Below are 26673 nucleotides of genomic sequence, written 5' to 3' on the forward strand. Positions count from 1 at the left end.
ACACCCATGAAGCTGATGTCGCCGACCGATTCGATGTTCCTCCTCGGTGAATCCCGCGAACACCCGATGCACGTCGCCGGTCTGCAGTTGTTCGAGCCGCCCGCGGGCGCCGGACCGGAGTTCATCCGCGACATGTACGAGACCATCGTCAAGAACGACGACTTTCAGCAAACGTTCCGGAAGCACCCAGGCCGGGTCCTGGGCGGCATCTCCAACCTGGCCTGGGCGATCGACGACGACGTCGACATCGACTATCACCTGCGCCGCTCGGGGCTGCCCCGTCCGGGCCGCGTGCGCGACCTGCTGGAGTTGGTGTCCCGGTTGCACGGCACTCTGCTCGACCGGCACCGACCGCTGTGGGAGGCAAGCCTGATCGAGGGCCTGGGGGACGGTCGCTTCGCGGTGTACACCAAGATCCACCACTCGTTGCTCGACGGCGTCAGCGCCCAGCGGCTGACCATCCGCTCGATGACGACCGATCCGACCGACACGGAGATGCGGGTGCCGTGGACGTTGGGCCCGAAGCAGCGGACGAAGGAGGCCGACGGCGGCCGTTCGACCCTGCAGTCCCTGACGGGGGCGCTGGGATCGGTCGCGTCCCTCGCGCCGTCGACGCTGGCGATCGCCAGGGCCGCCCTGCTGGAACAGGAGCTCACGCTCCCCTTCCGGGCACCCAAGACGATGTTCAACGTGCCGATCGGCGGCGCCCGGCGCGTCGCGGCACAGTCGTGGCCGCTCGCCCGCATCAAGGCCGTCAAGTCCGCGGCCGGTGTCACCGTCAACGACGTCGTGCTGGCGATGTGCGCGGGAGCCTTGCGGGCCTACCTCATCGAACGCGCGGCGCTTCCGGACGCCCCGCTGGTGGCCATGGTGCCGGTGAGCCTGCGCACCAAGGACGAGCAGGATGCCGGCGGCAACATGGTCGGCACCATTCTGTGCAACCTGGCCACCGACATGAACGATCCGGCCAAGCGGCTCGACGCGATCAGCACCTCGATGACCGACAACAAGAAGGTGTTCGCCGAGTTGCCGAGGGCCCAGGCGCTGGCCCTGTCGGCCGTCCTGATGTCGGGCTTGGCCATGGGTCTGCTCCCGGGCTTCGTCTCGTCGGCGCCGCCACCGTTCAACATCGTGATCTCCAACGTGCCGGGGGCGTCGGAACCGCTGTACTGGAACGGCGCCCGGCTCGACGGCAACTATCCGTTCTCGATCGCACTCGACGGCCAAGCGCTCAACATCACGATGACCAACAACGGCGACAACCTCGACTTCGGACTGGTGGGCTGCCGGCGCAGCGTGCCACACCTGCAGCGCCTGCTGATGCACCTGGAGAACTCGCTGGCCGAACTCGAGCAGGCCGTCGGCGCGTGACGCCGGGGTAGCCGCCCTAGTACTTGCCGAAGGTCAGCACCACGTTGTGACCGCCGAAGGCGAACGTGTTGCTGACCGCGTACCGGTAGTCGGATCGGCGAGCCTGGCCGGTGACCACGTCCAGGTCCATCCGCCCGTCGAGGTGTTCGAGGTTCAGGGTCGGTGGCACCGCGCCGTCGCGAAGGGCCTGAACCGTCAGCACCGCCTCGATGGCACCGGCCGAGCCAAACGTGTTGCCCAGGGCGGCCTTTGGCGCGTACACGGCGGGGTGATGGGTACCGAACACCTTTTGCAGGGCGGTCGCCTCGACGAGGTCGCCGGCGACGGTGCCCGCGGCGTGCGCGTTGACGAGGTCGACGTCGCCTGCGGTGAGGCCGGCCAACTCGATGGCACGCGTCAGGGCGTGCGCCTCCTGTTCGCCACTGGGATCGGACTGCAACGCGTCGAATCCGTCGGAGGTGGTGGCGGCTCCGAGTAGCCGGGCGAAGATGCGCGCCCCCCTGGCCTTGGCGTGCTCCTCGGTCTCGATGACCAGCAGCGCGCCACCCTCGCCGAGCACCATGCCGCGGCGGTTCTCGTCGAACGGCCGGCACGCGCCCGCCGGGTCGTCGTCACCGGTCGCCATCATCCCGTCGACCTGAGAGTAGGCCGCAATGGGCACGCCCTCGATCGGCGACTCCACGGCGCCGCAGACGACGACGTCGGCGTCACCGAAGACGATCTGCTGCCAGGCCTGCGCGATGGCACCCGCGCCGGACGCGTCGGCCATCATCGGTGCCGACACGCCCGCTCGCGCCGCCCGGTCGAGACCGACGGCCGCGGCGGCCCCGTTGGGCATGAACATCTGCACCGCAAGTGGGGACACGGCCCTGAGGCCACGCTTGCGCATGGCGATGTAGGCGAGGATGACCTCCTCGGCGTTGCCGTACCCGGTGCCCACCGACACCGCGAGCCTGGTGGGATCCATCTCGGGCGCGCCGCTGTCCGCCCACGCACGTCGACCGAGGACCAGGGCCATCTTTTGGGTGTACGACAGCCGACGCAGCTCGACCTTGCTCAGTTCGGTGTCGAAGTCCTCGAGGAGCTGACCGCCGATCTTCACCGGCAGATTCAGTTCGTCGACGAAGCCGCCCGCGAGCGGACGGATTCCGCTGTCACCGTCCAGCAGGGCGGTCCAGGTCGCTTCGGTGTCGGCGGCGAGGGCGTTGGTCGTCGCGAAACCGGTGACGACCACGTCGGGAAAGTCGCGCAGCATCTCAGGCTCCTCTTCGAGTGTCGAGACGATTCTCCCGTCTCCGCTCACCGCGGCACACACGGGGAGGGTCCTTCGCGCGTCCACCGCGGCGCGGAGCTGCCGTTGGGGCCACCCCCTCTACGGCGTGGCGACTCGATTCCAGGGCCGTGACGTCACGGGTGAACTCCCTCGTCGCACTCTGCCTCGGCGGCGGCGCGCCGGTCCGCCGACGCGGCTGAGGCGTTCTCGCCAAGGCGACGCAGAATCGGCAGGGCTACCTGCGCCGCGAGCGCGAGGGAGAACTCGTCCTCGGAGGAGAGGGTGTCCGTCAGCGCTGCGAGCCGCCCACGACGGGCCACCGTGCGGTCGGCGAGCTTGGCCCGTGCATCGGAGGTCAACGACACGATCGCGGCCCTGCCGTCATCGGGATCGCCGGACCGTTCGACCAGACCCTGGCGTTCCAGTCGCTGGATCATCTGCGTCATGGCCGGCTGAGAGGTGCCCTCCAGCCACGCCAGCGCGGTGAGCCGGTCCGGACCCTCGAGCGCGAGTCGATTCAAAAGCATTGCCGCGCCTGCACTTAGCCCGGACCGATCGGCGAGGTGGCGCACCGTCAAGTCGGCCGCCACGTCCAACATCTCGCCGATCGAATCGTCGACGTCGTCGAGTGATTGCACCGAATCCACCTGCGCTTTATATCACGATACTTATGTAGAAGCACTACTTAGCTGCCCGGAGACACGGACTACATGGGGCTGTGGACCTCCTGCCAGGACGCTGGGAGACCCAGTCACGCATCGCGTCTGCGCACGACGATGGCCCCGGCACACATCGGCACCGGGGCCATCGCCGCACGAGGTCTCACCAATCTACATAGGCCAGGCTATGTAAGAGGTTCTCAGGTCAGCCGGGCAGACCCTGCTCCTCGACGGGCAGGGGCGCGGGTCCCTTGATGCTGGGCTGCGCCATGGGAATTGGCGGCGTTCCCGGCGCGGTCGTGACGGTGCTCGTGGTGCCCGTCGACATCTCGGAATCGGCTAGGGCGCCCGGCGCAGCCTGCGCGATGGTCGCCCCGACGATGCCGAGGGTCACCATGGCGCCACCGGCGATAGCCGCGAACGTCCTTGTGCTACTGGAACTCATGGCACTGCTCCTTCTTCCAAACGTTCATTAGTCCTTCGACATAACCGACGAACGGAAGACGCTTTTTATTCCGCCACGAGCCGAACTCCTCGGAGTGACGGTGCTCACGAGGGTTATTCCGCGACGAGCCGAACTACTCGGACCGACGGTGCTCACGAGGCCCCGACGGGCACGTCACCAGACGCGAACCCAGTCGACGAGCATGTCCGCCGGGTAGGTGCCGCCCGCGGGATCGCCGCCGCCGGAGCCGGCGACCGCCAGATTCAGCATCGGGGACAGCTCGTAGCCCGGGTCGTTGAACGGCCAGTCGTCCAGCGAGTTCGCCGGCACGGTGAAGTACGGCTCCATGCCCGGTGCGTAGTCACGCCAAAAGTACATCCCGGCGTCGGTCCAGGTGCAGCGCCAGACATGCCACGCACTGTCCACGTCGAACGGCTGGGTGGCGAACGAGGTGCCGTCCAGCCGGGCGTGCACCGTGGAACCGGAGGGCCAACTGCCGTTGCCGTACCACTCGACGAGGTCGACCTCCCCGCCGCGAACGGGATCGTTGTTGAGCAGCCACCACGCCGGCCAACAGCCGAGCGTCAGGCAGTCGAACTTCACCCGGGCCTCCCACGTGAGGCCGATGCCGCCGCGCCAGGTGCCGGTGAGCTTGCCGCCGAAGTACTTGCCGTTCTCCCTGGTGGCGCGGATGACCAGGTTGGACTTGCCGTCGAGGAACACGTTGCGGCGGTCGTCGCGGTATTGGCCCATGTTCTCCGGGCGGTCCCAGAAGACGGGATTCTTGATGGTCTCGCGGGCCGTGGACACGATCCACTTCGACGGATCGGGCGCCGAGCCCGCGGGTCCGTCGAACTCGTCGTGGAACAGAAAGGCGGGGGTGGCCGTCTCCGGCGGTCCGGGCACCGGCCCAGGCGCCGGCGGCGCGGCGCCTGCCGTGGGAAGCGGGATCGCCGCGGCCAACAGGCCCAATCCCGACATGAACAGAAGGTTTCGACGATCCATCTCCGGCACAGCGACACGATAGAGCCCGAAGCCTGGAGTCCGCGCGATTGACCCCGAAGAAATAATCCGGTGGCCGCCGGCGGCGCCGCGTGGCACGCTCTCCCGTGATGCAGCGATCCCGCCTCTACCAGCGCCTTCTCGACGGTTCACTGCGTGAGCACCGCGAGCTCGCGGACGAGCTGTTCGGCGCGCGTGGCGCGCTGCTCGTCGCGCAGTGGTTGGAGGAGGAGCTCGCCAAGGTCGACGATCCGGCGTACGTCAGATTGTTCACCGACCACGTCTGCCTGCCCGGGGTGGCACCGGAGGACTACGCGCACCGTGTCGTCGAGACGTCGCACGGCGCCCTCCTCGGCGGCATCCGCTTCTATGGGCGCGACGTCGCCAGGCCCTTCGTCGAGGTGGTGGCCCACGACGTCGACGACCTCGACTTCCTGCGGGACTGCGTCCACCGCGAATGGTCGACGTTCGCGACGCGTTTCGCGCGCCTGAGGACGCGGCCCGGCTCCGTCCGCGGCCCGCGGGTACTCCTCGACCAGGGCGTTCACCTCGCCCGCTACCGCGACATGCCGGCATCGGACGGCCGGATCCGGCTGGCCCCGTTCGACGACGTCGACGACGTGATCGCGGTGGTGCGCCATCGCTACGAGCGGTTGGCCGTCGACTCGCCGGCCCTGGGCCGCAACGTGCCCGCGGCCGATCCCGACGACATCCGCCAGTGGCACACGTCTGGTCGGATGCAAGCAATCATGCTGCAGGACCGCATCACCGGGCTCCTCGCCGTCGCACCGGGGCGGATCGGCTGGATCGAGGGCGACGAGGTCAACGAAGAAGTCGTCGACGTCGAGCACGCCGGCCACGGCTATGCCGCGTCGGCTCAACGGGAATGGGCCAGCCGCCAGAACGGCGATCGGCTGTTGGTCGGCACCGTCGACGGACGCAACCACGCGTCGCGCGCGACGGCGCGGCGAGCCGGCCGGCCGTCGGTGCTCGACGACGTCTTCCTGCTACTCCCCTGACATCCCCAATACCGCCTCGGCGTTTCGGTGGGCGATCGCGCTGCGTTGCTCGTCGGTGAGATCGGCCCGTTCGAGGAATTCGGAGACGTTGTCCCGCACCACGTACGGGTAGTCCTCGGAGTGAATGATCCGGTCGGCCCCGATCTCGGCGACGATGAAGTTCAGCTGGTTCTGACTGAACATCCCCGACGGGGTCGCCCACACCTGCTCGCGGTAGTACGCACTCGGCGCGCGGTTCAGGTGGTCGGCCCACCCCACCACCTCGTCGAGGCGATCGAGCCAGCCCGCAACCAGTTCGCCCCAATGCCCGCTCAGGAGCTTGAGATTGGGGTGCCGGTCCAGTGCGCCGGACAGGATGAGCCGCAGGACGTGGATGCCCGCCTCGGCGTGCCAGCCAAACGCCGGGCCGGCGAACAGGAACTGCACCGCCGCGGGCCAGGCGCCGGCGTAGTACGGCGTCGAGATGGCCCTCTCCGGCATGCCGGGGTGAACGTAGATCGGCAGGTTGACGGCCTCGGCCGTGGCGAGGACCGGCTCGAACCTCGGGTCGTCGAGGAAGGCCCCCTCGATGCTCCCGTGGGTCAGTGCCCCCACGAAGCCCAACTCCTCGACGCAGCGCCGCAGTTCGTCGGCGGCCGTGGCGGGATCGTAGAGCGGTAGCGTCGCAAACCCGCGGAACCGGGTTGGATGCTCCGAGATCTGTTGGGCGAGGGCATTGTTCACGGTCCGGCACAGTTCGACGGCGTCTGGATGCGCCAGGTTTCCCGGGCTGTTCGCGCCGTGGGAGACCACCTGGACGTCGATGCCGGCACTGTCCATGTGGGCCAGGCGCTTGCCGGCGAGCCGTTCGGCGGACTCGCGATCGGGCATGAAGCTGCCGAGGAATTCGCCGAACCCGGCGTCGGGCGTGATCGGCCCCGATCCCGACAACTCGAGTACCTTCGCCACCGACGGCGGGTGGTGGAAGTGCTCTTCGACGGTGATGATGCGCATCATTCCTTCTTACGCCCCGAAGCTCGTGACGGACGTGCGACAGTGGCTCGATGACCGCAGACGTGGCCGTGATCGGGGCGGGACCTGGCGGCCTCGTCGCGGCGCGGTGGCTGGCCGCGCAGGGCTTCGAGCCGACGATCTTCGAGCGGAACCCGATGCTCGGGGGGCAATGGGCGGGCCTGCCGGGTGCGAGCGGGGTGTGGCCGGGCATGCACACCAACACCAGTCGCGTCCTGACCGCGTTCAGCGACCTGGAACCACTCAGCCGCGACGTCTTTCCGTCCGCCGCCGAGGTGCTCGCCTACCTGCAGCGGTACGCGCAGACCTTCGGCTTGACACCGCGGATCCGGTTCGACACCCCCGTCGACCACGTTGCTCGGCACGGCGACGGATGGCTGTTGCGTCATGGCGACGAGGAGAGCCGATTCGACCGCGTGGTCGTCGCCAGCGGCAGATTCCACGCGCCGGCGATTCCACCCGTGCCCGGTCTCGACACGTTCACCGGCGCGGCGGGCGCGTCGAGCGCATACCACTACAGAGGTTCGACGTCGTTGCAGGGCAAGCGAATCCTGGTGGCCGGCTGCGCGGTCAGCGCGCTGGAGGTGGCCGCCGAGCTTGCCCAGCAGGGCGCGGCCGCGGTCGTCGTCACCCAGCGGCGTCAGCGTTACGTGCTGCCGAAGTTCGCGGCAGGCGTGCCGTCCGACCACCGGATCTTCACCCGGTACGGGGTGCTCGCGGCGGAGTCGCTGCCTGCCGCCGAGGTCGACCGGCAACTCAAGGAGATCGTCGTCGACGCGGGCGGCAGCCCGGAACAGTACGGCGCGCCCGCACCCGACCCGTCGCTCTTCGCCGCCGGGGTCACGCTCAGCCAGCAGTACCTGCCACTGGTGGCGGAGAGCCGAATCACGGTGCGGCCCTGGATGACCTCGGTCGCCGGCACGACGGTCACGTTCGCCGACGGGCACGCCGAGGACGTCGACGGCATCCTGTTCGGCACCGGCTTCGACCTCAGCCTGCCGTTCCTGAGTGAGGAGATCCGGACCCTCGTCGGGCTCGACTCGGTGCACCTCGACGCCGACCGGCACACGTTCCACCCCGACTTGCCCGGGCTGGCGTTCATGGGGATGTGGGACCAGTCGGGCGGGTACTTCGTCCCGCTGGAATTGCAGGCCAGGTGGATCGCCTACACGTGGGGCGGCGCGATCCCGGCACCGACCGAGGAGAACCAACGCCGCGCGGTTGAGCTCTACCGGTCGAGACGCGGCCTGCCCCAGAAGAGCCGAATGAACGTGGCGGCGCTTGGCTTTGCCCGGGCGGCCGGGGTCGAGCCGTGCCTGGAGGACTGGCCCGGTCTGCGTCGTGCGCTGCTGTTCGGCCCGCTGGCCCCCAGTAGCTTTCGGTTGCACGGGCCGGATTCACTGTCCGACGCGGCGACGAGGTTCGCTCGCGACGCCGCCGCGTTCGGTGCCATCACGTCGAACGACGACACCGAACGCGAACGCGCCTACTGGTCGGTGGTCCAGGCGGCGACCGTCACCTGATCACGAGACGTGGCGCAGCTGGGCGGTGAACATCCACCGCTGCTTCTCCAGCCCCTCCAGAATGGTGTGCAGGATGTCGGCGCTCGTCGGATCCTCGCCGTCGACCTCGTCGTGCACGGCGCGAATGCCGTTGACGACGCCGAGGATTCGGTCGGCGATCACCGCGACCGCGCGTTCGACGCCGACCTCACCGGCGGGGAAGGCCTCGAGCGAGGTGGTCGCGGCGATCGTGCCCGTGCGACCGTCGGGGACGGCTTCCAGAGCACGCATGCGCTCCGCAACCGAGTCGGCATGGTCGCGGGCGGCGTCGACGAGCTCGTCGAGTTCGAGATGGGTCGACCGGAAGTTGGGGCCGACCAGCGTCCAGTGCGCCTGCTTGGCCTGGTTCTGCAGCTCCAGCAGACCGACGAGAACGGCTTGGAGATCGGCGGCGAGCGTCGGGGACGCGACGAATTCGCCGGCGAGGACGTCGTGGTTGGTGATGGTCATCGTTCCTCCTGGATGTTCGGGTGCCACCACTCTACGCCTTGTCTTGATCTAGTCAATATAGCGATCGACTCATAGTATTGGTTAGGTCATGCTAAGCTGGCCTCATGGACACCGCCGACGCGATCACCCGGTACAAGCAGGAGCTGCGCGACGTCGCGCTGCGGGCGACCTCGGGCCGCGTGGCCGTGCTGCGAGCGCTGGCGTCCTCCCCACACTCCACGGCGGAAACCGTGTTCGCGCTGATCTCCGGCGACCTGCCCGGCACCTCCCCGCAGGCCGTCTACATGGTGCTCAACGACCTCACCCGCGCCGGCCTGCTTCGCCGGTTCGAGCCCGCGGGCTCGGCTGCGCTGTACGAACGCCGCGTCGGCGACAACCATCACCACCTGGTGTGCGACTCGTGCGGAATGGTGCAGGACGTCGACTGCGCGATCGGTCGGGCGCCGTGCCTGACCCCCGCCGACGGCACGGGCTTTCAGGTGCGGGAAGCCGAAGTCACCTTCTGGGGACTCTGCGAGCGGTGCCGGGCGAACCTGGCCGACGTCACGACCTGATCGCCAGGGTGGCGACGCGACCGTCCTCGGTGAAGGTGAACAGGAACGTCAGAGTGACTGGGCTGCCGGGGAATTCGCCAGCGATCTCGGCGCGCGCGACGTGTTCGTCGGCCACCGTGTCCACCCCCCGCACGTCATAGGACACCTTCGGCACCGCGGCCCGCCACGACCGGATCGCGTCGACGCCGCGGTAGGTGAGGCCCTCGTCCTCGACGACCGCGTCGGGCGCGAACTGGGCGAAGTAGGGCTCGGGGTCGGCTGCGGGTGCCAGCTTGAAGTAACGACGGACGAGGTCTTCGTGATTGGTCATGGCTCTACCGTCGACGCTCCCCTCGGGGGAGAGTCAATACTCGAGGCATGCAGGGACGCTTGAGCATCGGCGACTTCTCGAAGATGACCCATCTCTCGGTGAAGACGCTGCGCCACTACCACGAGACCGGACTGCTCGAACCCGCCGAGGTCGACCCGTACAGCAGCTATCGGTACTACGCGACCACCCAGATTCCCGTCGCACAAACCATCCGGCGGTTTCGCGATCTCGGCATGCCGGTCCGCGAGATCGCCGACCTCCTCTCCAGCGGCGACCCCGACACGCGCGGCCAGCTCATCGGCCGCCACCTCGAACGCCTCGAGGCCCAGCTCGCCCGCACGCGGGATTCCGTCGCCGCGCTGCGCCGCCTGCTGGACCCCGCCGCGAGCATCCACGTCGAGCGACGCAGGACGCCCGAGACCACGGCCGCAGGCATCGGCGAAACCGTTGCGGCGCCGAACGTCCTGACCTGGTACGCCGACGCCATGACGGAGCTGCAGGCCGCGCTGGCCGCGGCGGGCCAACCCGCCACCGGGGCTCCCGGCGGCCTCTACGACAACGAGTTGTTCACCGACGAGCGCGGCCGGTTGGTGGTCTACGTGCCCGTGGCCGCGCCGCCTCGATCGGGCCGGGTGGAACCGCTCGTCATCCCGCCGACCGAGCTCGCAGTCACCGTGCACCACGGAGAGCACACCGACATCGACGTCACCTACGGCGCCCTGGGCATGTGGGTGGACCAGCACGCGCTGACCATCGCGGGCCCCGTCCACGAGGTCTACCTCGTCGGGCCGCGGGACACCACCGACCCGGCGGCGTGGCGCACCGAGATCGGCTGGCCGATCGCATCCGCCCCCTCAGCGGGTGCGACTACGGTGGGCTAGCCAGACCCCCGTGTCCCCCGCAGAAGGAGAGTCGCCACCCATGACCGTGACCGTCGGAATAGGACCGGTCGGCTTCGGCGACGTGGTGGCAGTCGCCCGCGAGGACGCGCAGGTGGTGCTCTCCGAGGAGTCGGCGGCCGCCATCGACGCCAGCCGCGACACCATCGAGGCGCTGGCCAACGATCCGACTCCGGTATACGGCGTCTCGACCGGCTTCGGCGCGTTGGCGACGCGGCACATTCCCAAGGAGAGCCGCACCCAGCTGCAGCGCAGCCTGATCCGTTCGCACGCCGCGGGCTCGGGCCCCGAGGTCGAGCGCGAGGTCATCCGCGCCATGATGCTGCTGCGGCTCTCGACACTGGCCAGCGGGCGCACCGGGGTGCGGCGCGACACCGCCCAGGCCTACGCGGACCTGATCTCGACCGGGCTGACGCCGGTGGTGCACGAGTACGGCAGCCTCGGCTGCTCCGGCGACCTGGCACCGCTTGCGCACGTGGCACTTTCGATCATGGGCGAGGGTTACGTGCGCACCCGCAGCGGGGAGATCAAGCCGTCGGCGCACGCCCTCGCCGAGCACGGTCTGTCCCCCGTCACGCTGGCCGAGAAGGAGGGCCTGGCCCTCATCAACGGCACCGACGGAATGCTCGGGCAACTGGTCCTCGCGCTGGCCGACCTCGAGCACCTGTTGCGGCTGGCCGACGTCGCGGCCGCCATGAGCGTCGAGGGCCAACTCGGCACCGACCGCGTCTTCGCCGCCGACCTGCAGCAGCTGCGCCCACACCCCGGCCAGGCCGCGGCCGCGGCGAACATGACCCGCCTGCTCGCGGGTTCGGCGATCGTGGCCAGCCACCAGACCCCCGACTGCACCCGCGTTCAGGACGCCTATTCGCTGCGCTGCGCGCCCCAGGTCGCGGGTGCGGCACGCGACACCGCCGCGCATGCCCGCACGGTCGCCGAACGCGAACTCGCCAGCGTCATCGACAATCCCGTCGTCACGCTCGACGGTCGCGTCGAGTCCAACGGCAACTTCCACGGTGCCCCCGTCGCGTACGTGCTCGACTTCCTGGCCATCGTGGTGGCCGACGTCGCCAGCATCAGCGAGCGGCGCACGGACCGCTTCCTCGACGTCAACCGCAGCCACGGCCTCAACCCGTTCCTCGCCCACGACCCCGGCGTCGACAGCGGCCACATGATCGCGCAGTACACCCAGGCCGGAATCGTCTCCGAGCTCAAGCGACTGGCCAACCCGGCCAGCGCCGACTCGATTCCGTCGTCGGCCATGCAGGAGGACCACGTCTCGATGGGCTGGTCGGCCGCCCGCAAGTTGCGTCGCGCCGTCGACGGGCTCACCACCGTGCTGGCGATCGAAGTGCTGACCGCCGCAAGGGGTTTGGACATGCGCCGACCGTTGACACCGTCACCGGCGACGGGTGCGGTGATCGGTGCGTTGCGGGAGCGGGTAGAGGGCCCCGGCCCGGACCGCTTCCTGGCCCCGGAGATCGCCGCGGCCGTCGGATTGGCTCGCTCGGGCGCGCTGGTTCGCGCCGCCGAAGGGGTCGTCGGCCCCCTGGACTGACCGACCCGCTCAGGCGGGCCCGTACAGGTTGCCGCGCCGGATGTCCTCGCGGCACGCCACGCGCGACTGGCCCGTCTGCTGCACGCAGACGCGCACCTGCTCCTCGATGCCGTCGGGATAGACCTCGTCGTGGGGTCCGGCAGTGACGGTCGGGGACGGGACGACGCCCGAGACCAGCGACCACATGATGGTGTTCGCCGGTGGCAGCCGGGCGCAGTAGGCCTTTTGGCCGGTGTCGGAAACGCCTGCGGCGCCGAGCACTTGGCAGTCCGCGCCGACGAGCACCACGGGCATCGACGGTACCGACGGCGCCGGTTGCGCGACCCGGCTGCTCTGGTCGCGCGCGATGAGGATGCCTGCGACGACACCCCCGATCAGCAGCAACCCGACCACGACCGCGGCCGCCACGCCCAGCCACCACGTCCGGCTGCGGGCACTCCGCCCGGCGGAACCCGTCGACCCGAAGCGGCTCGCCAGCACCGTGTCGTCGACGTCCCCCTGGTCGCCGTGTCCGTTGAGGTTGCGGGCCAGCGCGGTGGCGAAGGCGGAGCAGCTGTCGTAGCGGTCGGCTGGCGACTTCGCCAGCGCCCTGGCCAGCACCGGACTCAGACCCGACAGCTCGGGCTTGCGGTCGGAGATCGCCGGCGGCGGCGCGCTGACGTGCCGACTGATGACGACGGCGGGATTGCGGTCCTGGAACATGTGCGTTCCGGTCAGCAACTCGAATGCCGTTGCCGCGAGCGAGTATTGGTCGGCCCGGCCGTCGAGCGTCTGACCCATCAACTGTTCGGGGGCGGCGTAGGCCACCGTACCGACCGCCATGTTCGTCTCGGTCAGCCCGCTGGCGTCGTCCACCCGGCGCGCAATCCCGAAGTCCGCCAGCAGGGCCCGCCAGCGTTCGGAATCCAGGTTGGCCAGCAGGATGTTCGCCGGCTTGACGTCACGGTGCAGCAGTTGGCGTTGGTGGGCGTAGTCCAGGGCGTCGGCCACTGCGGTGACGATCCGTACGACGTCGGCCGGCGGCATCCCGCCGCGGTAGTCCTTCTCCTGCAGCAACTGCCCGGCGTCGGTGCCCTCGACGTAGTCCATCGCGATCCACAGCCGGCCCTCGTCCTCGCCGCGGTCGTGCACGGCGACGATGTTCTGGTGCCAGAGCGTGGCGACGTTCTGGGCCTCGCGGTTGAACCGTTCCCGGTACTCGTCGTCACTGGAGACCGACTGCGCCATCACTTTCAGCGCATCCTGACGCGGCAACCGCGGGTGCTGCGCCAGGTACACCTCACCCATGGCGCCGGAACCCAGCAGGCGCACGATGACGTATCCGGCAAACGTCGCCCCGTCGGCTAATGGCATGCGAGGCATCCTACTGAGGCCAGGCGGCCGGGCTACCCGAAAACCAGCGGCTTCACCTGGCGGGAGCGGTGAGGTCGTACACCGTGTCGGACCCGACGGTCGTCGGCGTGAAGTGGGCGGCCACCCACTGGGCGACGTCGGCGTGCACCGACTGACCACCGAAGCCACCCGGCCGCTGGTCGTCGTGCTGGGCCACGTAGTACCCGATCCGGTGGTTGGCGACGTCCTGCTGGAACTCACCCAGCGTCGGAGCCGGGTCGCTGCCACCGAAGCCGCCGATCGCCATGACCGCGGTGTCGGTGGACAACTCGAGACCGGCCGCGGTGTTGGAGCGGTTCACGGCCGCCGAGAAGTCGGTGCGGGTGGCCCGCAGCATGGCCTCCAGCTGCGGATTGTCCACGTCTTGGTCCCAGCCCCCGTGATGCCCGCCGGCGGTCGCCGGACCCACCATGGCCATGCCTCCGGTGTGTGGTTGCCCGAGCGTCGCGGCCGAATAGGCACCGGCCCCGAGCACCGCGCCGACGAGGCCGAGCCCCAGCGCCGCCCCGGCGAACCGTCGTCGTCCCTGCGACCCCAGCGACAGGACCAGACCGACGGCCGCGACGACCGTCACCGCAAGAACCGCCCACCGCACGGCGGGCAACCACCCGGCGTTGCGCCCCAGAATCCACCAACTCCAGACGCCGGTGCCGAGGATCATCGCGACCAGACCGCCGCGTCCCAGCCACGAATCGCGCCGGCGCCACGCCTCGCCAACGCCGAGCGCGACCATGCCGCACACGGCGGGGACGAACGAAAGGCAGTAGTACGGGTGGACCATGCTCTTCATGAAGCTGAGCACCAGACCGTCGACCAGCATCCAGACGCCGAACACGACGGCGCCGGCGCGGGCGAGGTCGGTGCGGGGCGCACGAAACCTCCACACCAGGACCAACACGAACGCGAGCAACGCCGCGGGCAACAGCCAGCCGATCTCGTAGCCGAACTCCCCCGTGAACAGGCGGGTCAGTCCCGGGGAGTTGGCGCCCATCCCGCCAAAGCCGCCGTGATGGCCGTGGTTGACCTCGAACGGGGCGTCCGCCGCCGCGCCCACCACGGGGTTGAGGTGAAAGTTGTTGTTGCCCTTGCCGAGAACCCGGGCAAAGCCGTTGTACCCGAGGACCAGGTTCATGAAGTTGTCGTCCGTGGACCCGGCAATGTACGGCCGCGAGGAGGCGGGCCAGACGAGGGTGAGCAGGACGAACCACCCCGACGAGACCAGGAAGGCCAGGAGCGCGCCCAAAAGGTGCAGCAGCCGCCTGCCGAGGGTCGTCGGCGCGGCGATCAGGTACATCAGACCGATCGCCGGCATCACCATGATGCCCTCGAGCATCTTGGCCAGGAACGCGAACCCGAGCGCGACGCCGGCCAACGCGATCCAGGCGGCGCTGGCGCGCCCGAGCGACCGCACCCCGCAGTAGACGGCGGCCGTCATCAACAGCACCATGACCGCGTCGGGGTTGTTATAGCGGAACATCAGGGCCGCGACGGGAGTCAGTGCGAAGGCGAACCCGGCGAGCAGGGCCGCGTTCGGTCCGCCGACGCGACGGACCGTCGCGTAGAGCAGCGCCACCGTGGCAACGGCCATCAGCGCCTCGGGGATCAGCATGCTGGCGCTGCTGAAGCCGAAAATCTGACCGGACAACCCCATCACCCACTGCGACACCGGCGGCTTGTCCACGGTGATGAAGTTCTGGGTGTCCAACGACCCGAACAGCAGCGCCTCCCAGTTCTTCGAACCGGCCTGGGCAGCAGCGGCGTAGAACTGGTTCCCCATCCCGTTGACGGTGATGTTCCACAGGTAGACGACCGCCGTGAACAACAGGAGGATGCCGAAGCCAATGCGGTCCCGGCGCTGGCTCGGCGGGGCCGCGTCGGATGATTCGTCGCTCGCCGGAACCGGCAATTCCAATGTGGTTGTCACACTGACAGTTAGGCAGGTGGACCGTGGACGAACCTGTGAGGTCCGCGCGAAACCGCTGAGATGGGTGAATCGAAACTCTGCGCCCGGCAAGCGCCATACACTCGCACCATCATCACGAGAAATGCTCGACGAGGAGCTTGAACGCATGACGATGACCGAACCAGACGTCCAGGCCAGCACATCCTTCGACGAGGATCTCGCCGCGACGCAGAGGTACTTCGACAGTCCGCGCTTCGAGGGGATCGTCCGCCTGTACACGGCGCGGCAGGTGGCCGAGCAACGCGGGACGATCCCGTCCGACTACCCGGTGGCGCGCGAGGCGGCCGGTGCGTTCTACGCCCGGCTGCGCGAGCTTGCGTCGCAGCAGAAGAGCATCACGACGTTCGGCCCCTACTCGCCCGGTCAGGCCGTGACGATCAAGCGGATGGGCATCGAGGGCATCTACCTCGGCGGCTGGGCGACGTCGGCGAAGGGCTCCATCAGCGAGGATCCCGGGCCCGACCTCGCGAGCTACCCGCTGAGCCAGGTGCCCGACGAGGCCGCCGGCCTGGTGCGGGCGCTGCTGACCGCGGACCGCAACCAGCAGTACCTGCGCCTCAAGATGACCGAGGCACAGCGGGCCGCCACGCCCGCGGTCGACTACCGGCCGTTCATCATCGCCGACGCCGACACCGGCCACGGCGGCGATCCGCACGTGCGCAACCTGATCCGTCGCTTCGTGGAGGCAGGCGTGCCCGGCTACCACATCGAGGATCAGCGCCCGGGAACCAAGAAGTGCGGCCACCAGGGCGGCAAGGTGCTGGTGCCGTCCGACGAGCAGATCAAGCGTCTCAACACCGCGCGCTTCCAGCTCGACATCATGCGGGTGCCCGGCATCATCGTGGCGCGCACCGACGCCGAGGCGGCCAACCTGATCGACAGCCGTGCCGACGAGCGCGACCAGCCGTTCCTCCTCGGGGCGACCAACCTGAAGGTGCCGCCGTACAAGGCCTGCTTCCTGGCGTTGATGCGCAGCTTCCACACCCAGGGCGTCACCGATCTGCGCGGCCACCTGCTCTACGCCCTGCCCGACGGCGAGTACGCGGCCGCCGACGCCTGGCTGGAACGCCACGGCATCGCTGCGCGCGTCACCGAGGCGGCGGCGTCGTGGCGGGACGGAAAGGAGACGTCGGTCGACGATCTCTTCGACACCGTCGAGTCCCAGTTCGTCGACGCCTGGCAGGCCGACGCCGGCCTGGAGACCTACGGCGAGGCGGTGGCCGAGATGGTGGCCTTCCGCGAGCGCGAGGGCGAGCCGCTGGAGATGACGTCGCAGCAATGGCGCGAATTCGCCACGGGCGCCTCGCTGTACGCGGCGCGCGAGAAGGCCAGGGAGCTGGGCGTCGACGTGCCCTGGGACTGCGAACGGGCCAAGACGCCGGAGGGCTACTACCAGGTGCGCGGCGGCATCCCGTATGCGATCGCCAAGTCGCTCGCCGCGGCGCCGTTCGCCGACATCCTCTGGATGGAGACCAAGACCGCCGACTTGGCCGACGCAAGGGAGTTCGCGCGGGCGATCCGCGCCGTCTACCCCGACAAGATGATGGCCTACAACCTGTCTCCCTCGTTCAACTGGGACACCACCGGCATGACCGACGACGAGATGCGCGCCTTCCCCGAGGAGATCGGGAAGATGGGCTTCGTCTTCAACTTCATGACCTACGGCGGCCACCAGATCGACGGCGTGGCGGCCGAGGAGTTCGCCACCGCGCTGCGGCAGGACGGCATGCTGGCGCTGGCCCGCCTGCAACGCAAGATGCGGCTGGTCGAGTCGCCGTACCGCACCCCACAGACCTTGGTCGGCGGTCCGCGCAGCGACGCCGCGCTGGCAGCGTCCTCGGGGCGCACCGCTACCACGAAGTCGATGGGCAAGGGGTCGACGCAGCACCAGCACCTGGTGCAGACCGAGGTGCCCAAGAAGCTGCTGGAGGAGTGGCTGGCCCTGTGGGGCGAGCACTACCAGCTCGGTGAGAAGTTGCGCATCCAATTCCGCCCGCTGCGCGCGGGTGGCGAAGTGCTCGAGTTGGGCATCTACGGCGACGGTGAGGAGAAGCTGGCCAACGTGCTCGTCGATCCCATCAAGGATCGCAACGGCCGCAGCATCCTGACGGTGCGCGACCAGAACACCTTCGCCGAGCACCTCCGCCAGAAGCGGCTCATGACCCTGGTTCACCTCTGGCTGATCAACCGGTTCAAGGCCGACGCGGTGTACTACGTCACGCCGACCGAGGACAACGTCTACCAAACCGAGAAGATGAAGAGCCACGGCATCTTCTCAGGCGTCCACGAAGACGTCGGAGAGATCGTCGTCGCCGACGTCAACCAGCCGCGCATCGACGAGCTGCTGGCGCCCGACCGCGAGGCGCTGATGCGGCTGATCCGCAAGGAGGACTAAACCCCGCCGCTTTCAAAGGCTGTTCACAGGCGGCGCTTCGCCGCTCATTACCTTGCACCAGCACCCTGGTGACATGATCGCTTCCCTGCTCGCCGTCGCCGTCGGACTCGGCGTGATGGTCGTCGCGGAGTTGAACTGGCAGCGCGCGCTCAACTCCGCCACCGCCGCCGGGCTGGTGGCCCGGCCCACCGGCGAGGTGACGCCCGTACCGTAGAGGACATGAAGTTCCTCGACGTCGACGGGCTCGGCCCGGTCAGCCGCATCGGGCTCGGCACCTGGCAGTTCGGCTCCAAGGAATGGGGCTACGGCGACGACTACGCCGTCGGCGCCGCCCGTGACATCGTGGCTCGCGCCCGCGCACTCGGGGTCACGCTGTTCGACACCGCTGAGGTGTACGGCTTCGGCAAGAGCGAACGCATCCTCGGCGAGGCCCTCGGCGACGAACGCGCCGACGTCGTGGTCGCGAGCAAGGTCTTTCCCGTCGCACCCTTCCCACCGGTGGTCCGGCGACGGGCCCGCGCCAGCGCCGAGCGCTTGCAGCTCGCCACCATCCCGCTCTATCAGATCCACCAGGCGAACCCCGTCGTCCCCGATTCGGTGATCATGCCCGGGATGCGCAGCCTGCTCGACGACGGCGTGATCGGTGCGGTCGGCGTGTCGAACTACTCACTGGACCGATGGCGCAAGGCCGACGCCGCACTCGGACGGCCGGTGATCAGCAACCAGGTGCACTTCTCGCTCGCCCACCCCGGACCACTGGACGATCTCGTGCCGTTCGCCGAACGCGAGAACCGCATGGTGATGGCCTACAGCCCGCTGGCCCAAGGTCTTCTCGGCGGCAAATACGGTCCCGACAACCGGCCCGGCGGCGTCCGGGCGACCAACCCGCTCTTCGGCACCGAGAACCTGAAACGCGTCGAGCCACTGTTGAACACGTTGCGCGACGTCGCCAAGGAACTCGACGCCAAACCCGCACAGGTGGCGCTTGCCTGGCTGATCAGCCTGCCCGGCGTGGTGGCCATTCCCGGCGCGTCCAGCGTCGAGCAGCTCGAGTTCAACGTCGCCGCGGCCGATCTGGACCTGAGCGCCGAGAACCGCGACGCCCTGACCGCAGCCGCCCGCGCCTTTCGGCCGGTGTCGATTGCCCGGTTCGCCGTCGACGCGGTCCGCGAGAAGCTCGGCCGCTAGCCGGTGGGCGCGTACGTGCGCTGCGCCCACTGGAACACCTGCCACCCCGCCGCCTCGTCGAACTCGCCGTGCACGCGGCTGGCCGACTCGGCGCCGATCGCGACGGCGTCGCGCGCCTTCACCTGAACCTCGGCGCAACGCTCCATCAGCAGGAAGAAGCCCACTGCCGAATCGACCGTGGCGCCCACCGTCAGCAGCCCGTGATTGCGCAGGATCACTCCCCGCGAGCCGCCGAGGGAGGTCGCGATGCGCTTGCCGCCGTCGAGGGAGGCGATGCTGACTTCCTCGTCGTCGAAGATCTCGTGGTCGCCGTAGAACGCGCACGCCTCCTGCGAGATCGCCGCCAGCTTGGTGACCATGGCCGAGAACGGGGTCCCGTACGGGGTGTGGCAGTGGGCCGCGGAGACGACGTCGGGTCGAGCCTCGTGCAGCGGGGCGTGAATGTGGTAGGCCGCGATGTTGATGTGCCCACCGCCCTCGATCGTGCCGTCCGGGCGGACCAACACCAGGTCGTCGGTGGTCATGACCCGAAACGGCACGCCATATCTGGCCAGCCAGAAGCAGTCGGGGCGCTCCGGGTCACGCGCCGAGACGTGCCCGTCGCCGAGGGAGCCCCACCCCATCGCGCCAATTACCCGGTACGCCAGCGCAAGACGACGCTTGCGGTGCTCGCGAAGCTCGACCGGATCGGCGATGTCCGGTTCGAAGGCGAAGGGGTCGAGGAAGCCACGCTCTGCCGTCACTCCTCCACGCTAGGCCAGCGCGCCGAAGACTAACCACCGACCTCGAAATTCGGTTACTGTTCCCGGCGTGTTCGCCTACCACGACCTGCGCTTCGGCCCGTCCGCGTGACGCGGACCGTGCTCTCCGCGGCACGGCGCCGGCTGCATTCCGAGGATCGCTACTACTGGATCACCTCGCTGCTGGCGGCGAGGGGTCATCAGCGCGCCACCTGCCGGCTGACCGCGGTCAACATCCTCGGCTGTGGCGCGCTACCGCTGCTGCTGATGCTCGGCGCTCACGGCCCGACGGGTGCGCGCGATCGTTCGATCGCCGTCGCGGTGTTCGCCTGTTGCCTCGCCTTGGCCACGATCTGGTTGCGGTCGAGCTGGCCCGCCCGCTGGGTGTCTCAGCTGTGCACTCTGCTCGTCAGCGTTCTGCTGAGCGTCGGCTGCCTGATCGAAGCCGACCCGGCCCTTGGTCTGACTGGGGCCACCGCGTTCATCGCCGTGTCGGCGTTCGCCGCGGTGTTCCATGCCGGATGGCTGTTGGCGTCCACCTGGGTCGTCGCCGTCGCGACGCTCGTCGTGCAGTCGGTGCGCTTCGCCGGCGTGGCGCCCGAGGTCACCGTGGCGGTGGTGGCACTGTTCGCTCTCGTCAACGCCTTCGTGGTGTTCTGCTGCCGGAGCGTGATTCGGTTGGTCGACAACGACGTTCACTACGGCGAGCTCGAACCGTTGACGGGGTTGTTGACGCGGGACGCCTTCTCCGACCGCATCGCGACCATCGTCACCCGCGACCGGGACGACGACCGCTTCGTGGCCATCGTGGTCGTCAGCCTCGACAGCTTCTCGCTGTTGACGGCGATGGGCGGCGACGCCGGCGGCAACCAGGCCAGGGTGGCGATCGGCCAGCGGCTCCGCGAGACACTGCGGCGCGACGCCGTCCTCGCGCACGTCGGCGAATCGGAGTACCTCATCGCCGACACGTTCAACACCACCGACGCCTCCGTGCTCACCGATCGACTGCAGCACACGGTGCGCACTGCCCCCTACCGGCTGACCGCCAGCATCGGCGCGGTGATCACGCCGGTGGCCGACCTCGTCGGACACCCGCCGCACGACGTCGTCGAGGAACTCATCACGATCGCCACCTCCAACGTGTACCGCGCCCGGCGCAACGGTGGCCAGCGCACCGAGACCACCGCCAATCCAGAGCTCACCTCGCTGCGCAACGCCGACGGGTGGGACACGGACGACGACCTGACGGCCTGACCCACCGTCGCTAGGGTGACCGCGGCCGGGTTGCACCCTCGGCGCGCACCGACCCGCGCCGCCGGTCGGCGCCGCCTGCGGCCAACGGAGTCGCGACGTCTTCGAGCGACTTGCCCTCGGCGTCGACGGCGAGGAACCACGCGATCAGCCCGCCGCCGATCATCACCGCCGCGCCCAACAGGTAACCGAGGAACAGCAGCACCGGCCGCGAACCGTCACCGATCAGGGCGCCGTAGACCACCGGGCCCAGGGCGCCGAAACACTGCGCGATCGCGAAGAACACGGCGATCGCCTTGGCGCGGACCTCGAGGGGAAAGATCTCGCTCACCGTCAGATAGGCCGAACTCGCACCGGCCGAGGCGAAGAAGAAGATCACACACCACGCCACGGTCTGGGTGACGGCGTTGAGCACACCGGCGTAGAACAGGCCCGCGCTGGCCGCGAGCAGCACGCCCGACAGCACGTAGGTGCCGGAGATCATCTTCCTGCGGCCGATCGTGTCGAAGAAGTGGCCGATGGCCAACGGACCGGCGAGATTCCCGACGGCGAACGCGATCAGGTACAGGGGCGTCGACTCCGACGGGACGCCGTAGAACTTGCCGAGCACCAGGGTGTAGGTGAAGAAGATCGCGTTGTAGAGAAAGGACTGGCTGATCATCAGTGAGGCGCCAAGGATCGCCCGCTTCGGATAATCGCGGAACAGCACCCGCGTCAGCGCCAGATAGCCGATCTTCTGCGTCGGCCTGAGTTCGATGGCCTTCGCGTCGTCGACGCGCTCCAACGTGACGCCGGTGGCCTCCACCTCGTGCTCGATGTAGGCGATGGACTCCTCGGCCGCGTCGACGCGACCGTTCATGACCTGCCAGCGGGGACTCTCGGGGAGGTGGCGTCGCAGCACCAGGATCACCAGCCCCAGCACGGGGCCGATCAGGAACGCGAGCCGCCACCCCAGGCTCAGGTCCATGGACTTGAGGAAGACGAATGTACCGAGGGTGCCGAGTATCGCCCCGGCCCAATATGTTCCGTTGACCGCAATGTCGACCCGACCCCGGTAACGAGCGGGGATCAACTCGTCGATCGCCGAGTTGATGGCGGCGTACTCGCCCCCGATGCCCATCCCCGCGATGAACCGGGTGACGTAGAGGAAGACCACCCACCCCACACCGTTGCCGAGCGTGAGGGCAGTGAGTCCGCTGCCCACCAGGTAGACGCCCAGGGTGACCATGAACAGGTTGCGTCGGCCGAGCTTGTCCGACAGCCGCCCGAAGAACAACGCTCCGACGACCTCGCCCGCAAGGTAGACGGTGGCCAGGAAACCGACGGCGGTCGACGAGAGCCCAAGGGTCTCCGGCTGGCTGAGGGTGTCGGCGACCGCACTGGCCACGGTGATCTCGAGACCGTCGAGGATCCACGCGACCCCGAGCGCCACCACCAGCCTGGTGTGGAACGGCGACCAGGGCAATCGGTCGATGCGGGCCGGAATGAGACTGCGGATTGCACCGCGTTCGGTTTCGGCGGGTGTCGCCATGGTCGCCTCCTCGGGAATCGACGCACTCCGGCCGAACGGCAATTCCCCTCGACCGGCGTTTGGAAACCACCAGCGTCGTGGCCGCTGCGGTCGGCGGGTAACGGTACTTTCTGGGGGTGGAACTGGCAGGTCTCTTCAGCGAATTGGTACGCCTCGAGACGGAGTTGTGGAACGCGGTCGACGCTCGGCTGCGGGCGGACTTCGACCTCCCGCTGCCGTGGTTCGAGCCCATGCAGGTGATCGCCCGGGTGCCGTCCTGCCGGGTGTTCGACATCGCCACCGACCTGTCGATCACGGTCGGCGGCACCAGCAAGCTCGTGGACCGGCTCGAAGCCGCCGGGCACTGCGCCCGGGTGCCCAACCCCGATGACCGGCGATCCTCGGTCATCGAGCTGACGCCGTCCGGTCGCCGCCTATTGGCCAAGGCGTCGACGGCATTCGAGGACGAATTGCAGGTGCGCATCGGCTCCGTGTCGACCCGCCAGCTGCAGCAGTTCGAGTCAACCGTGGTGGCGCTGCGCCGCGCCGTCGCCCGAGTGGAGGGCGACGGCCGTTCCACGGCCTGACCCGATCCAAAGTTGATTCGACGGAACCATATTCCATGGAATATAGTTTGGGGATGAGCCCCGAGGTCGAGATCCAAGAACTGCTAAGCACTTACGAACGCGCACTGAACACCGACGACACCGCCTTGGCGGTGTCGTGCTACGCCAAGGACGGCGTCTTCATGCCGACGACGCTGCCCACCGCCGCAGGCCGCGATCTCACCGAGGCGTATGCGCAGACGTTCGAGGCGATCCACCTCGACGTCGAGTTCACCGTCGACGAGCTCGTCGTGGCCAGTGACACCGTCGCCTACGCGCTGACGCGCAGCGCCGGGGAACAGACGGTCCACGCGACGGGGCAGCGGTCCGCCGAGTCGAACCGCGAGATGTTCGTCTTCACCGCCGACGACGGCCCCTGGAAGATCGCCCGCTACATCTTCAACAAGCCGAACTGAGAGTGCGAGCCGGTGGCCGGCCGGCGAGCCCGTGGACGACCCGGGCTCGTCAGCCGGAGAACGACGCGGTATCGTTTCGCCCGTGAACATCGGCGCGCGCAGCTATTGGCGCTTTATCTCGGCTCCGGGTGGAGCCATGGATGAGGCGTTCTAAGACGACGCGCGACACCGCACCCGGAGCCCAGCAGTGACCACGTGGTCGCTGCTTTCGTCATTTCAGGGCACCGGATCGTCCGCGGGTGGGCCCTGAGAACCACTCACAGGAAGCCCGAAATCATCGTGACCATCACCAGCGCCATCGCCGACGTCGAACCGATCTCCGACCGGCGGATCGTCTCGTTCCGGCCCGTGCCGGCACCCCAGCAGCTCCTTGCCGAACTTCCCCTCGGCCGCGACGGCGCCGCGGCGGTTGCGCGGCATCGCGACGAGATCACCGAGATCCTCGCTGGTCGTGACGACCGACTGCTCGTCGTCGTGGGTCCCTGCTCGGTTCACGACCCGGTGGCGGCGCTGGACTACGCGCATCGGTTGGCACCGTTGGCCGACGCCTACGCCGACCGCCTCAAGATCGTCATGCGGGTCTACTTCGAGAAGCCCCGCACGACCGTCGGCTGGAAGGGACTCATCAACGATCCCGGCATGGACGGCACCTACGACGTCGAGCGGGGGCTGCGCACCGCGCGGGCGCTGCTGCTCGACATCGGCGCGATCGGATTGGCGGTGGGCTGCGAGTTCCTGGAGCCGACGAGCCCGCACTACATCGCCGACGCCGTGGCGTGGGGCGCCATCGGGGCCAGGACCACCGAATCTCAAATCCACCGCCAGCTGGCCTCAGGGCTGTCGATGCCGGTCGGGTTCAAGAACGGCACCGACGGCAGCATTCAGCCGGCCGTCGACGGTGTGAGAGCCGCTGCGGCACAGCACGTCTTCTTCGGAATCGACGACCTCGGCCGCGGTGCCGTCGTCGAGACCGCGGGCAATCCCGACTGCCATCTGATCCTGCGCGGTGGGTCCTCGGGCCCCAATCACGACGCCCACTCCGTCGCCGAGGCGATCCAGGGCCTGGCCGCCGCGGGGCTGCCGGGCAACGTGATGGTCGACTGTTCGCACGCCAATTCGGGCAAGGACCACGTGCGCCAAGCCGAGGTCGCCGACGAGATCGCCGCCCGCATTGCCGCCGGCGAGCGCGGTATCAGCGGGTTGATGCTGGAGAGCTTCCTGGTGGCCGGTGCGCAGCCGGTCTCCGGCGAGCTGGTCTACGGCCAGTCCGTCACCGACGCGTGCATGGACTTCACCACCACCGCCGGCGTGCTGGCACGTCTGCACGACGCCAAAGTCGGCTGACCGCAGCGCGACTCGCGTCGGCGGCGCGTCTATCGGTCCCCGGCCGGGCAGGCCCCTCCGGCAGTCGCCGGAGGGGCCTGCACCGTTGCACTCAGACGGTCGGGCTGATGCGCTCGGGGAGACCCAGCAGCGCCTTTCCGAGGACCTCGTAACCCACGGCGGCGTTCTGTCCCGCATGCCGGGCGATGACGTTGGCGTCGCGCCACACCTGCTGCATCGGGCTGGCCTCGGCGAAGCTTCCGGCGCCGTAGAGGTCGGCGGCGATGTTGACCGCCTCCAGTGCCTGGGTCATGGCGTAGCCGCACTGAGCCCGGATCTGCGCCCGCGCAGCATAATCGGGCCGGATCCCGCGGACGGCCGCGGCGTCGAGCTCGTCGACGACGTGCTCCGCGTGCAGGCGGGCGGTCTGCAACGCGAGGGCGGCCCTGGCCAGCTGCAACTGGACGCCGACCGAGTCGGCTTGGCGGTCGTAGACGGTGTGGTGCAACGGCTTGGCGTCGGCCTTCTCGGTGGCCAGAGCCAGTGCGGCCCGACCCAAGCCCAGCAGGGGGCACAAAATCGACAGTGAGAGCACCGACCCCGTGTGCGGTCGATCGTCCACCTCGGCGGCGCCGTTGGCGGACGTGCCCTCGGCGATGTCGGACAACCGGATCGTGCGGTGATCCGGAATGAACACGTCCTCGGCGGCCAAGTGGTGTGAACCGGTCCCCCGCATGCCGACGGTGTGCCAGGTGTCCTCCACGGTGAGCTGTGCCATGGGGATCAGGCACAGGAGCACCTCGGGGGTGCCCGCGTCGTCGGGAACCAGCGCGCCCACCACCGCCCACGTGGCGTGCGGTGCACCGGATGCGTACGCCCAGCGTCCGCTCACGAGCAGTCCACCGTCGACGCGCTCGGCCGGTGTGGGATTGATACTGCCGGCAATCCGTGGGTCGGGGGCCTCGCCGAAGACCTCGTCGCGGGCCCGTTCGGAGGCGAGCCCAACCAGCCACCCGGCCACGGCACCGAGGCTGACGACCCAGGCAGCGGAGCCGTCGACCTCGGCGAGCGCCTCGGTAACGTTCAGCAGGGTCCGCAGATTCGCCTGCTGACCGCCGAACCGCTTGGGCACCAGAAGACCGAAGAGTCCCGCCTCGGTCATCGCCGCGATCACCTCGTCGGGTTGGCGACGGTGTGCGTCTCCGTACCCGGCGTACTGGCGCAGCAGCGGCTGCAAGGCCACCGCCCGTGCCACCATTTCTTCGGACGTCGCGCCGGAATGCACGTCGGCGGGGGTGTGAATGCTCATGACAGGGCCTCTCGGGTGTGACTCGTGACGGGGGTGTACTGGATTGGGTTGTGAGACAGCGCTTGCGGCCTCGCGCGTCACAGTGGGATGAAGACGCCGAGGAACCAGAATCCCCAGATGCCGCGTCCGCGGTCGAAGAACGGTTCTACGCGTGAGCCGCGATAGCTGAAGGGGCGGTGATCGCGGCGTCCGTCGTCGAATCCGCGCTGATCCCAGCGGCGGTCGTCGAACCCGAAGCCACCCCGCCGATCGTGGCGACCATCGTCACCTCGGCTCTGGCAGAAGTGCCCGAAGCACCTGTCCTGGTGAAACCCGCTGTCGGCCAACGCGGTGGCACCGCCTGCCCCGAGCCCGAGCGCGCCCGCGCTCACGACGCCGGCGATCGCTACCCGTGCGGTGATCTTCGCCAGTTTCATGCTGCTGTCTCCTTCGACGTTCCGACGTGGCCCCGGCGCAGACGGCTCATCG

The 26673-nt window shown here is 68.9% G+C and carries 26 protein-coding genes; 13 read left to right on the plus strand and 13 right to left on the minus strand.

Annotation, left to right across the window (positions count from 1 at the left end):
• The first annotated feature begins 6 nt into the window (after nt 1-6).
• Nucleotides 7-1371 carry a WS/DGAT/MGAT family O-acyltransferase gene (locus tag H7J06_RS30350; protein WP_264043437.1) on the plus strand — a complete coding sequence of 455 codons (1365 nt, stop codon included), beginning with the start codon at nt 7-9 and terminating at the stop codon, nt 1369-1371.
• A gap of 16 nt (nt 1372-1387) precedes the next feature.
• Here H7J06_RS30350 and H7J06_RS30355 read toward each other — a convergent pair whose 3' ends face one another.
• From H7J06_RS30355 to H7J06_RS30370, 4 genes are all read right to left on the minus strand, one after another.
• Complete coding sequence (locus H7J06_RS30355) at nt 1388-2626, minus strand: KasA/KasB family beta-ketoacyl-ACP synthase (RefSeq protein ID WP_264043439.1); 1239 nt, start codon at nt 2624-2626, stop codon at nt 1388-1390.
• A 152-nt stretch (nt 2627-2778) separates the two neighbouring features.
• On the minus strand, nt 2779-3282 hold the full coding sequence (locus H7J06_RS30360) for a MarR family winged helix-turn-helix transcriptional regulator (protein WP_264043441.1): 504 nt from the start codon (nt 3280-3282) through the stop codon (nt 2779-2781).
• 226 nt (nt 3283-3508) lie between these two features.
• The gene (locus H7J06_RS30365) at nt 3509-3748 is read right to left on the minus strand and encodes a hypothetical protein (protein WP_264043443.1); all 240 of its coding nucleotides are present in this window, start codon (nt 3746-3748) and stop codon (nt 3509-3511) included.
• Nucleotides 3749-3922: 174 nt separating this feature from the next.
• Complete coding sequence (locus tag H7J06_RS30370) at nt 3923-4753, minus strand: glycoside hydrolase family 16 protein (protein ID WP_264043865.1); 831 nt, start codon at nt 4751-4753, stop codon at nt 3923-3925.
• Between the two features lie 107 nt (nt 4754-4860).
• Here H7J06_RS30370 and H7J06_RS30375 point away from each other — a divergent pair, with 107 nt between their 5' ends.
• On the plus strand, nt 4861-5769 hold the full coding sequence (locus tag H7J06_RS30375; protein WP_264043445.1) for a hypothetical protein: 909 nt from the start codon (nt 4861-4863) through the stop codon (nt 5767-5769).
• On the opposite strand, the gene H7J06_RS30380 is transcribed toward H7J06_RS30375, so the two are convergent.
• The gene (locus H7J06_RS30380; RefSeq protein WP_264043447.1) at nt 5758-6762 is read right to left on the minus strand and encodes an amidohydrolase family protein; all 1005 of its coding nucleotides are present in this window, start codon (nt 6760-6762) and stop codon (nt 5758-5760) included. The two genes, H7J06_RS30375 and H7J06_RS30380, sit on opposite strands and share 12 nt — an antisense overlap.
• A 50-nt stretch (nt 6763-6812) precedes the next feature.
• On the opposite strand from H7J06_RS30380, the gene H7J06_RS30385 reads away from it, so the two are divergent.
• Nucleotides 6813-8303, plus strand: a complete 1491-nt coding sequence (locus H7J06_RS30385; protein WP_264043449.1) for a flavin-containing monooxygenase — start codon at nt 6813-6815, stop codon at nt 8301-8303.
• On the opposite strand, the gene H7J06_RS30390 is transcribed toward H7J06_RS30385, so the two are convergent.
• Nucleotides 8304-8792, minus strand: coding sequence for a Dps family protein (locus H7J06_RS30390; RefSeq protein ID WP_264043451.1), 489 nt, complete (start codon nt 8790-8792; stop codon nt 8304-8306).
• Nucleotides 8793-8896: 104 nt separating this feature from the next.
• On the opposite strand from H7J06_RS30390, the gene H7J06_RS30395 reads away from it, so the two are divergent.
• The gene (locus tag H7J06_RS30395; protein WP_264043453.1) at nt 8897-9346 is read left to right on the plus strand and encodes a Fur family transcriptional regulator; all 450 of its coding nucleotides are present in this window, start codon (nt 8897-8899) and stop codon (nt 9344-9346) included.
• Here the strand turns inward: H7J06_RS30395 and H7J06_RS30400 are convergent.
• On the minus strand, nt 9336-9656 hold the full coding sequence (locus tag H7J06_RS30400) for a nuclear transport factor 2 family protein (RefSeq protein WP_264043455.1): 321 nt from the start codon (nt 9654-9656) through the stop codon (nt 9336-9338). The two genes, H7J06_RS30395 and H7J06_RS30400, sit on opposite strands and share 11 nt — an antisense overlap.
• Before the next feature lie 47 nt (nt 9657-9703).
• On the opposite strand from H7J06_RS30400, the gene H7J06_RS30405 reads away from it, so the two are divergent.
• On the plus strand, nt 9704-10537 hold the full coding sequence (locus tag H7J06_RS30405; RefSeq protein WP_264043457.1) for a MerR family transcriptional regulator: 834 nt from the start codon (nt 9704-9706) through the stop codon (nt 10535-10537).
• 40 nt (nt 10538-10577) lie between these two features.
• Nucleotides 10578-12113 carry a histidine ammonia-lyase gene (hutH, locus tag H7J06_RS30410; RefSeq protein ID WP_264043459.1) on the plus strand — a complete coding sequence of 512 codons (1536 nt, stop codon included), beginning with the start codon at nt 10578-10580 and terminating at the stop codon, nt 12111-12113.
• Between the two features lie 9 nt (nt 12114-12122).
• Here the strand turns inward: hutH and H7J06_RS30415 are convergent, their stop codons facing one another.
• Nucleotides 12123-13466 (minus strand): serine/threonine-protein kinase, encoded by a 1344-nt coding sequence (locus H7J06_RS30415; RefSeq protein WP_264043460.1) that lies wholly within the window; start codon nt 13464-13466, stop codon nt 12123-12125.
• A gap of 52 nt (nt 13467-13518) precedes the next feature.
• On the minus strand, nt 13519-15429 hold the full coding sequence (locus H7J06_RS30420; protein WP_264043462.1) for an ArnT family glycosyltransferase: 1911 nt from the start codon (nt 15427-15429) through the stop codon (nt 13519-13521).
• Between the two features lie 145 nt (nt 15430-15574).
• Between H7J06_RS30420 and aceA the strand changes: the two genes are divergently transcribed.
• The 3 genes from aceA to H7J06_RS30435 all read left to right on the plus strand — a co-directional run bounded on the left by aceA (nt 15575) and on the right by H7J06_RS30435 (nt 19051).
• Nucleotides 15575-17863 carry an isocitrate lyase ICL2 gene (gene aceA, locus H7J06_RS30425; RefSeq protein WP_264043464.1) on the plus strand — a complete coding sequence of 763 codons (2289 nt, stop codon included), beginning with the start codon at nt 15575-15577 and terminating at the stop codon, nt 17861-17863.
• A 73-nt stretch (nt 17864-17936) separates the two neighbouring features.
• On the plus strand, nt 17937-18077 hold the full coding sequence (locus H7J06_RS30430; protein WP_264043466.1) for a hypothetical protein: 141 nt from the start codon (nt 17937-17939) through the stop codon (nt 18075-18077).
• 5 nt (nt 18078-18082) lie between these two features.
• Nucleotides 18083-19051 (plus strand): aldo/keto reductase, encoded by a 969-nt coding sequence (locus tag H7J06_RS30435; RefSeq protein WP_264043468.1) that lies wholly within the window; start codon nt 18083-18085, stop codon nt 19049-19051.
• On the opposite strand, the gene H7J06_RS30440 is transcribed toward H7J06_RS30435, so the two are convergent.
• Nucleotides 19048-19794: a class II aldolase/adducin family protein gene (locus H7J06_RS30440; RefSeq protein WP_264043470.1), complete on the minus strand. Its 747-nt coding sequence runs from the start codon at nt 19792-19794 to the stop codon at nt 19048-19050. The genes H7J06_RS30435 and H7J06_RS30440 overlap by 4 nt on opposite strands.
• A gap of 105 nt (nt 19795-19899) precedes the next feature.
• Here H7J06_RS30440 and H7J06_RS30445 point away from each other — a divergent pair, with 105 nt between their 5' ends.
• On the plus strand, nt 19900-21045 hold the full coding sequence (locus H7J06_RS30445) for a GGDEF domain-containing protein (protein ID WP_264043472.1): 1146 nt from the start codon (nt 19900-19902) through the stop codon (nt 21043-21045).
• Nucleotides 21046-21055: 10 nt separating this feature from the next.
• On the opposite strand, the gene H7J06_RS30450 is transcribed toward H7J06_RS30445, so the two are convergent.
• Nucleotides 21056-22573 (minus strand): MFS transporter, encoded by a 1518-nt coding sequence (locus H7J06_RS30450; RefSeq protein ID WP_264043473.1) that lies wholly within the window; start codon nt 22571-22573, stop codon nt 21056-21058.
• Between the two features lie 116 nt (nt 22574-22689).
• On the opposite strand from H7J06_RS30450, the gene H7J06_RS30455 reads away from it, so the two are divergent.
• The 3 genes from H7J06_RS30455 to H7J06_RS30465 all read left to right on the plus strand — a co-directional run bounded on the left by H7J06_RS30455 (nt 22690) and on the right by H7J06_RS30465 (nt 24917).
• Nucleotides 22690-23139 carry a MarR family winged helix-turn-helix transcriptional regulator gene (locus H7J06_RS30455; RefSeq protein WP_264043475.1) on the plus strand — a complete coding sequence of 150 codons (450 nt, stop codon included), beginning with the start codon at nt 22690-22692 and terminating at the stop codon, nt 23137-23139.
• A gap of 53 nt (nt 23140-23192) precedes the next feature.
• A complete protein-coding gene (locus H7J06_RS30460) occupies nt 23193-23573 on the plus strand; it encodes a YybH family protein (protein ID WP_264043476.1) in 381 nt (126 codons plus the stop codon).
• Between the two features lie 279 nt (nt 23574-23852).
• The gene (locus H7J06_RS30465) at nt 23853-24917 is read left to right on the plus strand and encodes a 3-deoxy-7-phosphoheptulonate synthase (RefSeq protein ID WP_264043478.1); all 1065 of its coding nucleotides are present in this window, start codon (nt 23853-23855) and stop codon (nt 24915-24917) included.
• Nucleotides 24918-25008: 91 nt separating this feature from the next.
• Here H7J06_RS30465 and H7J06_RS30470 read toward each other — a convergent pair whose 3' ends face one another.
• On the minus strand, nt 25009-26205 hold the full coding sequence (locus H7J06_RS30470) for an acyl-CoA dehydrogenase family protein (protein ID WP_264043479.1): 1197 nt from the start codon (nt 26203-26205) through the stop codon (nt 25009-25011).
• A 77-nt stretch (nt 26206-26282) separates the two neighbouring features.
• Nucleotides 26283-26621 (minus strand): hypothetical protein, encoded by a 339-nt coding sequence (locus H7J06_RS30475; protein ID WP_264043481.1) that lies wholly within the window; start codon nt 26619-26621, stop codon nt 26283-26285.
• Nucleotides 26622-26673 lie beyond the last annotated feature (52 nt).

Source organism: Mycolicibacterium hodleri (assembly GCF_025822245.1).
Classification (GTDB): Bacteria; Actinomycetota; Actinomycetes; order Mycobacteriales; family Mycobacteriaceae; genus Mycobacterium; species Mycobacterium hodleri.

Bases quoted from the DNA above. Each gene is read 5' to 3' on its own strand.
- H7J06_RS30350 (WP_264043437.1), top strand. From the start codon at position 7: ATGAAGCTGATGTCGCCGACCGATTCGATGTTCCTCCTCGGTGAATCC.
- H7J06_RS30355 (WP_264043439.1), bottom strand. From the start codon at position 2,626: ATGCTGCGCGACTTTCCCGACGTGGTCGTCACCGGTTTCGCGACGACC.
- H7J06_RS30365 (WP_264043443.1), bottom strand. From the start codon at position 3,748: ATGAGTTCCAGTAGCACAAGGACGTTCGCGGCTATCGCCGGTGGCGCC.
- H7J06_RS30370 (WP_264043865.1), bottom strand. From the start codon at position 4,753: ATGGATCGTCGAAACCTTCTGTTCATGTCGGGATTGGGCCTGTTGGCC.
- H7J06_RS30375 (WP_264043445.1), top strand. From the start codon at position 4,861: ATGCAGCGATCCCGCCTCTACCAGCGCCTTCTCGACGGTTCACTGCGT.
- H7J06_RS30380 (WP_264043447.1), bottom strand. From the start codon at position 6,762: ATGCGCATCATCACCGTCGAAGAGCACTTCCACCACCCGCCGTCGGTG.
- H7J06_RS30385 (WP_264043449.1), top strand. From the start codon at position 6,813: ATGACCGCAGACGTGGCCGTGATCGGGGCGGGACCTGGCGGCCTCGTC.
- H7J06_RS30390 (WP_264043451.1), bottom strand. From the start codon at position 8,792: ATGACCATCACCAACCACGACGTCCTCGCCGGCGAATTCGTCGCGTCC.
- H7J06_RS30395 (WP_264043453.1), top strand. From the start codon at position 8,897: ATGGACACCGCCGACGCGATCACCCGGTACAAGCAGGAGCTGCGCGAC.
- H7J06_RS30400 (WP_264043455.1), bottom strand. From the start codon at position 9,656: ATGACCAATCACGAAGACCTCGTCCGTCGTTACTTCAAGCTGGCACCC.
- H7J06_RS30405 (WP_264043457.1), top strand. From the start codon at position 9,704: ATGCAGGGACGCTTGAGCATCGGCGACTTCTCGAAGATGACCCATCTC.
- hutH (WP_264043459.1), top strand. From the start codon at position 10,578: ATGACCGTGACCGTCGGAATAGGACCGGTCGGCTTCGGCGACGTGGTG.
- H7J06_RS30415 (WP_264043460.1), bottom strand. From the start codon at position 13,466: ATGCCATTAGCCGACGGGGCGACGTTTGCCGGATACGTCATCGTGCGC.
- aceA (WP_264043464.1), top strand. From the start codon at position 15,575: ATGACGATGACCGAACCAGACGTCCAGGCCAGCACATCCTTCGACGAG.
- H7J06_RS30430 (WP_264043466.1), top strand. From the start codon at position 17,937: ATGATCGCTTCCCTGCTCGCCGTCGCCGTCGGACTCGGCGTGATGGTC.
- H7J06_RS30435 (WP_264043468.1), top strand. From the start codon at position 18,083: ATGAAGTTCCTCGACGTCGACGGGCTCGGCCCGGTCAGCCGCATCGGG.
- H7J06_RS30450 (WP_264043473.1), bottom strand. From the start codon at position 22,573: ATGGCGACACCCGCCGAAACCGAACGCGGTGCAATCCGCAGTCTCATT.
- H7J06_RS30460 (WP_264043476.1), top strand. From the start codon at position 23,193: ATGAGCCCCGAGGTCGAGATCCAAGAACTGCTAAGCACTTACGAACGC.
- H7J06_RS30470 (WP_264043479.1), bottom strand. From the start codon at position 26,205: ATGAGCATTCACACCCCCGCCGACGTGCATTCCGGCGCGACGTCCGAA.
- H7J06_RS30475 (WP_264043481.1), bottom strand. From the start codon at position 26,621: ATGAAACTGGCGAAGATCACCGCACGGGTAGCGATCGCCGGCGTCGTG.